At 39.5% G+C, this 3,890-nt stretch carries 4 protein-coding genes; all 4 read right to left on the bottom strand.

From position 1 onward, the window contains the following. Positions 1-195 (bottom strand): restriction endonuclease subunit S domain-containing protein (locus AW17_RS23170; RefSeq protein WP_029280691.1); only part of this gene is annotated, 195 nt, incomplete at its 3' end. Positions 196-245: 50 nt separating this feature from the next. Then, positions 246-1,829, bottom strand: coding sequence for a type I restriction-modification system subunit M (locus AW17_RS23165; RefSeq protein WP_029280689.1), 1,584 nt, complete (start codon positions 1,827-1,829; stop codon positions 246-248). A 120-nt stretch (positions 1,830-1,949) separates the two neighbouring features. Further along, positions 1,950-2,237: a DUF3892 domain-containing protein gene (locus AW17_RS23160; RefSeq protein ID WP_029280687.1), complete on the bottom strand. Its 288-nt coding sequence runs from the start codon at positions 2,235-2,237 to the stop codon at positions 1,950-1,952. A gap of 111 nt (positions 2,238-2,348) precedes the next feature. Further along, positions 2,349-3,167, bottom strand: coding sequence for a hypothetical protein (locus AW17_RS23155; RefSeq protein ID WP_029280685.1), 819 nt, complete (start codon positions 3,165-3,167; stop codon positions 2,349-2,351). Positions 3,168-3,890: the final 723 nt, after the last annotated feature.

Here is a 3,890-nt window from a genome sequence, read left to right as displayed (position 1 = left end):
TTCATCAATATCTGTTATACGAATATATTTATTCTTTCCATCGAATTTAATTGAGGCAGAATTCATTCCATACTCTAAGGATGTACAACATTCACCGAGTGTCGTCACCTTCCACTCTTCTTCTAACTCTGGAAACCTAAGTTTTGGCACCAATACTTTATTTGGAACCTTGCCCATTTCTTCTTTTTTAGCCATTTTCTCAATTATTTAATTGTAACTATTGCTAACATTAAGGATTTAAAAAATTAAAAAACTAGACCTAGTTCTTTAAAATAAACTTCGATCTCCTTATCAAGTTCAGCTCTTTTGGCCTCCAGTTCTTTAATCTCCTGCATTACGGCTTGAATATCTATTTCCTCTTCTTCTTCAAAAGTGTCTACATAACGGGGAATGTTCAGGTTATAATCATTTTCGGCAATTTCTTGTAACGGTGCCCGGTAACTGTATTTTTCGGTTACCGTTCTATTGCGGTAGGTTTCTACAATCTGGTCTATATGCTCATCTCGTAAAATATTTTGCGTTTTTACTTTATCAAAACCTTTACTGGCGTCAATAAATAAAACATCTTCCGGGTTTTCCTTACACTTTTTAAACACCAAAATACAGGTAGGTATGCTGGTACCATAAAAAATATTTGCTGGCAAACCAATTACGGCATCTAAATAGTTTTTTTGTTCAATTAAATATTTACGAATATGTAGTTCTGCTCCTCCTCTAAACAAAACCCCGTGAGGCAACACGATAGCCATAATACCATTTTCTGCCAAATGATAAATCATGTGCTGTACAAAAGCAAAATCAGCTTTACTACCTGGCGCCAATTTCCCATATTGGCTAAAGCGGTCGTCGCTTAAATGCAAAGGATTGGCGCTCCATTGGGCAGAAAATGGCGGATTAGCTACAATGGCTTCGAAAGTCTGCCCCATGTGTTGAGGGCGCTCTAAAGTATCTTCTTGTTTAATATCAAATTTGCGGTAATGAATACCATGCAAAATCATATTCATACGAGCCAGGTTATAGGTGGTGCGGTTCATCTCTTGTCCGTAAAAATCACCTACATCTTTTACTTCACGAGCTACGCGTAGCAATAAAGATCCCGATCCACAAGTTGGATCATATACAGATCTTAATTTATGCTTACCAGTGGTAACCAGTTTTGCTAAGATCTTGGAAACTTCTTGGGGTGTATAGAATTCACCCGCCTTTTTACCTGCGCCACTCGCAAATTGGCCAATTAAATATTCGTATGCATCACCTAAAACATCTAATTCGGTATTTTTGAGTTTAAAATCTATCTTATCTAAATGCGCTAAAACTTTGGCAATAATATCGTTTCTCGCCTCCGGCGTTTTGCCTAGCTTGGTACTGTTCAAGTCCATATCCTCAAAAAGATTATCAAAATCTTCTTCACTTTCGGTGCCCATGGTACTTAACTGGATATTGGTCAGGATTTTTTGTAAATCACCAAGAATAAAATTGATGCCCGTTTGATCGCTAGTTGCTTTATCATCGCTACTATTACCTCTTACTGCTACTGCCGAAAATAATTCTTCTGGCTTTAAAAAGTACCCTAATTTTTCAAGTGAGGCTTCTCTTACGGCTTCAAGAATTTCGTCATTCTTAGCCTTACCACTCTTTATGCTACTAAACGTAATTTTATCTTGTGCTAAAATATCATTAGCAAACATCTCCATTTTCTCGCTCAGATACTTATAGAAAATAAATCCCAAAATATAATCTCGAAACTCATCCGCATTCATTTTGCCACGCAAGGTGTTGGCAATATTCCAAAGTTGTTGTTCTAGTTGCTTTTTCTGATCTTCTGACATGGTTATTGGTATGAGAGTTAGTGGGGTGTAAAACTATCAAAAGTTTTTATTCCTCAATGTAATGAATTTGAGATTTATAATAATGATTTTCCAGACATCCCGCCCGAAAAATCATTAATATTAGCACTCGGGCAGAGAAAGCAAATTATTAACTGTAGTGCTGTCAGCTTCAGTTTTCAAATACTTTGCTCCTGAAGCCGTTTCAGCAGTAATTACTTTTACTTTGTTGCCATTTTTCTCTACATAGCAATAACCGCCATCATTCTTTATCCAATTGTAAATTTCCAGTCTTGTATTTTTTCCCTTTGAGTTATCGGCCTCATTTATCCATCCTAGATGGGTAATAGCCAAATTTGGGTTTTCATGATTCCCGTTGTCTTTGTTAATGCATGTGATTTTAATTGCCATAAGATTTGGTTTTAATTTAACTGAACCAAACCTATTTAATACGATACACAATTTTATACGGTTAACCGTAAGCATAAAAAGAACAGCTTAAATATGATTTAGACCTCCAACTCAACCTTCCTCTACCACCCAGCTTAACTTATTTCCCTGCGCCATTACCTCCTTTTCCACTTTAGGTTGCCCCACAAAATTGACGATTATACCATCCTTTAAATGCAGGGCGTGAATAATTTTACCCGCATAATAACGCCGGTCGGCAGAGCGGGCAGCACCGATGAAAAATGAAATGCCCAAGGCGAAAATCAAGGCTTTATCGCCCTGGTGATTTAGGTGTAGGGCTAAGGTTGTTTTCGGAAAATGCATATTATTTAAAGGAACAATCAGGTCATTCACTTCAATAATTTCGTAGCCGCCCTGATCATCCAGTTCGAAATGGAAGCCCATGACCTGCAATCGTGCTTCGGTAGCCTTAGGATGCGGTTTCAGGAGAGATTTAAGTTCGCACTTAGGCAGAATAAGTTTTACTAATCCATCGGAATCTATGCGCAAATCGGTTTCGCTAAGCCATAACTGTCCCAGGGGTTTGCTGCTGTTAAATTCGAAGCCCTTAAGCAAAGTGATATCACCATCAATCAAGCTTTTATGACCTGCATGTTCGGAGGGGATGGTTTTAAAGATTTCGATAAAACGTTTGTTCAGGCGATTGAGGAGATCGCCATAAGCGTAAAGCTTGACCAGCGGGGCAAATGCTTTACGGATATAAGCTGCATTTCTGCTAGCCGTGCCAAAATCGCGACTGCTTTTTTTGCTTGCTTCGGTTTGCTGTTTGTGGGCAGCTTTTTGTCTGACAACATCCTTACTTCCGCGTTTGTAAAAAACAAGATCGCCGAGTTGTCCGTTAATTTTGATAATTCCATTCTGGATAGCCATAATTTTAGTATATTAGGTTAAACAAAAGGGATGATCACCCAATTTAATTAATCTCTGATTAAAAATCCAAAAAAAATATTCCAAAGCCCACCTTTACGCCACATTTACCCCACGTTTAGGCCACCTTCCGGCCAGGCTTGCCTATGCCTTGCTGTACACCTACTTGCCTACTGCTTCGGATTTGCTTTGGTTGAAACAGCGCCACGTTGAAGATCAGCGATGTCAAAGATTTGCATTGCTTTAGGTTGACAGGTTAACGATAGCTAAATAAAAGGCGAAGAGAAACATAGCTTAGGGTTATTTTGGACCACAGCTGTGTCGGCAATGGGGTATGGAAAATGGTGGGCAAGGCAAAATACAAAACGCCCGGATGTATTAACCGCTTATGCTTTAAGGTTCCCGCCTGCGCGGGAATGACGACTGTATTAGAAAGTACAAAGATCTCTCCTCCAAAGGAGTTCCTTCGGAACACTACGATCGAGACGAATTTATCGAGGTAGAATGACTTAATGATAGAAACACTACTAATGAGATTGCTTCGGCTCGCTCAGTCCCAGCCTCGCAATGACGAATTCATCGAGATTAAATAACGCGAATGATTCTCTGCACCCTATTATCCGGCATAGCAGATGGCGAGCGCTTTAAGATCCCCGCCTGCGCGGGAATGACGACCGTATTATAGCGAGCGCCTTAAAGCCCTATCCGCCTATCGGCACCTTCCCC

Source organism: Pedobacter borealis DSM 19626, assembly GCF_000708285.2.
GTDB lineage: Bacteria > Bacteroidota > Bacteroidia > Sphingobacteriales > Sphingobacteriaceae > Pedobacter > Pedobacter borealis.
The sequence above is the reverse complement of the archived record's forward strand: the minus strand, read 5'-3'. Positions and strand labels throughout refer to the sequence as shown.

Bases quoted from the DNA above. Each gene is read 5' to 3' on its own strand.
- AW17_RS23165 (WP_029280689.1), bottom strand. From the start codon at position 1,829: ATGTCAGAAGATCAGAAAAAGCAACTAGAACAACAACTTTGGAATATT.
- AW17_RS23160 (WP_029280687.1), bottom strand. From the start codon at position 2,237: ATGGCAATTAAAATCACATGCATTAACAAAGACAACGGGAATCATGAA.
- AW17_RS23155 (WP_029280685.1), bottom strand. From the start codon at position 3,167: ATGGCTATCCAGAATGGAATTATCAAAATTAACGGACAACTCGGCGAT.